This is a genomic window from Burkholderia sp. E168m23 (assembly GCF_016586125.1).
Taxonomy (GTDB): Bacteria; Pseudomonadota; Gammaproteobacteria; order Burkholderiales; family Burkholderiaceae; genus Burkholderia; species Burkholderia orbicola.
Genome location: NZ_BCPP01000935.1, coordinates 1 through 2,773 on the forward strand (window position 1 = coordinate 1; position 2,773 = coordinate 2,773).

Genomic DNA, 2,773 nt, shown 5'->3' on the forward strand with positions numbered 1-2,773 from the left:
GCATCGGCCCGGTCGCGGTATTCGGCGCGAGCAACTTCCCGCTCGCATTTTCGGTGGCGGGCGGTGATACGGCGTCCGCGCTCGCGGCCGGCTGCCCGGTGATCGTGAAGGCGCACTCGGCGCACCCCGGCACGTCGGAACTCGTCGGGATGGCCGTGCAGCAGGCCGTGAACGCGTGCGGGATGCCGGAAGGCACGTTCTCGCTGCTGTTCGGCAGCGGCCGCGAAATCGGTCAGGGGCTCGTGCGCGACCGCCGCATCAAGGCGGTCGGCTTCACCGGTTCGCGCCATGCCGGGACCGAGCTGATCGCGATCGCGAATGCGCGTCCCGAGCCGATCCCCGTCTATGCGGAGATGAGCAGCATCAACCCCGTGCTGTTGTTCCCGCATGCGCTGGAGCAGCGCGGCGAGGCGATCGCGCAGGCGTTCGTGCAGTCGTTGACGCTCGGCGCGGGCCAGTTCTGCACGAACCCGGGGCTGATCTTCGCGGTGGAGGGGCCGGCGCTCGAACGCTTCATCGCGGCGGCGGCCGAGCGGCTCGCGCAGGCGCCGGCCGCCACGATGCTCACGCCGGGTATTCACCAGGCGTTCGAACGCGCGGTCGCGGCGTTCGCGCAGCATCCGCAGGTGCAGACCCTCGCGCGCGCGAACGCGCCGACCGGTGCGAACCAGGGGCAGGGCGCGCTGTTCGTGACGAGCGCCGATGCGTTCCGCGAATCGAAGGCATTGCACGAGGAGATTTTTGGCGCGGCGTCGCTGATCGTCCGGTGCCCGGACCTGAAGACGATGCTCGCGCTGATCGAGTCGCTGGAAGGGCAACTGACGGCGGCGATCCATCTCGACGAAGCCGATTACGCGGACGCGCGCACGTTCCTGCCGGCGCTGGAGCGGCGTGCGGGCCGCGTGCTGGTCAACGGCTTTGGCACCGGCGTCGAGGTCGCGCATGCGATGGTGCACGGCGGCCCGTATCCGTCCACCGCGGACGGGCGCTCGACGTCGGTCGGCAGTCTCGCGATCCGCCGTTTCCTGCGGCCGGTCAGCTATCAGGACATGCCGGATGCGCTGCTTCCCGATGCATTGCGAACGAGCAATCCATGGGCGCTCAACCGCCTGTTCGACGGCAAGGTCACGCTCGCGAAGTAAGCGGCGCGCGAGGGGCAAGCGGGGCGCCGCGATGCAACGGCGCCGCGCGTTTTCACGGGCCTACTTGCCGACTGCCGCGACGAGCTCCTCGCCGGTCAGGATCTCGCGGAAGATGCCGACCAGCGGCCGCAGGTTGACCTTGTGCCATGCGGCCCACAGCGGCGTGCGGTAGCTGAACCACGGCAGCTCGCGCAGCACGACGCCTTCCGGCACCTGGTGACGCAGGCTTTGCTGGATCATCGTCACGCCGAGCCCCGCGGCGACGAGCCCGAGCGCCGCGAGCGGCTCGGTCGCCTCCACCGAAATGTCCGGCGAAAAACCGGCCTTCGCACAGGCCGCGACGAACGCGCCGTGACGCGGCGCGCTTTCCTGCTGCGTGACGCCGATCCACGCCTGTGCGGCGAGATCGTCGGCGACGAGCGTCTTCTTTTTCGCGAGCGGGTGTCCGTCGGGCATCGCGAGCAGCATCGGATCGTTCAGCACCATCGTCGAATCGAGTTCGGGATCGTCCGGCGCGGGCGGCTCGGTCACGAGCGCGATGTCGAGGCTGCGTTCGCGCAGGCCTTCGAGCTGCGCGGCGGATTGATAGTTGTACAGCGCGATATGCACCGACGGGCGCTCGGCGCGCAGCGTTTTCAGCGCGCGCGGCAGCACGCCCGAGTGGGTGGCCGTTTCCAGGTAGCCGATGCACAGGCCGCCTTCGTCGCCGCGGCCGAGCCGGCGCGCGAGCGATTCGAGCCGGTTCGCATGGCGCAGGAACGCATGCGCTTCGCTGAGGAACGTGCGTCCGTCACGCGTCAGACGAATGCGCTGCTGGCTGCGTTCGAACAGCGTCAGACCGAGTTTTTCCTCGAGCTGCGCGATCTGGCGGCTGAGCGGCGACTGCGAAATGTGTAGGCGTTCGGCCGCACGACCGACGTGTTCCTCTTCCGCGACCGCGATGAAATATTGAAGCTGGCGGATGTCGAGCATGTAAGACCTTATGAGACTCAAGTATGCTGAATTATGTCTTGGACAGACTCATCCGTGCAACCTAGACTGGGCTCACTTTCCTGTCCCACCCGGAGAAAAGCATGGGTCTCAAAGACACGCTGCCCGCCGACAACCGGCTCGGTTTCGGCGCGGCGCCGCTCGGCAACATGTTCCGCGACATTCCCGACGCGGAAGCGATCGCCACCGTCGAAGCCGCGTGGGCGCGCGGCATCCGTTACTTCGACACCGCGCCGTCATACGGCGCGGGTCTGGCCGAAGCGCGCCTCGGCGACGCGCTGGCCGGCCAGCGTCGCGACGATTACTTCATCAGCACGAAGGTGGGCCGCATCGTGCTCGACGACATGGAGGATGCGACGACGCGCGACTACGGCGAGAAGAGCGGGATCTTCGCGCACGGCCGTGCGAACCGGCTGGTGAGCGACTACTCGGCCGACGCGACGCTGCGCTCGATCGAGGACAGCCTGAAGCGGCTGCGCACGGATCGTCTCGACATCGTGTGGGTGCACGACGTCGCACAGGACATTTACGGTGACGAGTGGCTCGCGCAGTTCGAGGCGGCGCGCAAGGGCGCATTCCGCGTGCTGGGCAAGCTGCGCGAGGAAGGCGTGATCGGTGCGTGGGGTCTCGGCGTGAACCGT

Annotated in this window: 3 protein-coding genes; 2 read left to right on the top strand and 1 reads right to left on the bottom strand. The window is 68.1% G+C overall.

Annotated elements, in window-relative coordinates:
* On the top strand, positions 1–1,142 hold a 1,142-nt coding region (locus tag JMF90_RS32205), incomplete at its 5' end, for an aldehyde dehydrogenase (NADP(+)) (protein WP_201325945.1).
* Positions 1,143–1,202: 60 nt separating this feature from the next.
* Here the strand turns inward: JMF90_RS32205 and JMF90_RS32210 are convergent.
* Positions 1,203–2,114 carry a LysR family transcriptional regulator gene (locus tag JMF90_RS32210; RefSeq protein WP_054928558.1) on the bottom strand — a complete coding sequence of 304 codons (912 nt, stop codon included), beginning with the start codon at positions 2,112–2,114 and terminating at the stop codon, positions 1,203–1,205.
* A 101-nt stretch (positions 2,115–2,215) separates the two neighbouring features.
* Here JMF90_RS32210 and JMF90_RS32215 point away from each other — a divergent pair.
* Positions 2,216–2,773: aldo/keto reductase (locus JMF90_RS32215; RefSeq protein WP_201325946.1), on the top strand; the 558-nt coding region annotated here is incomplete at its 3' end.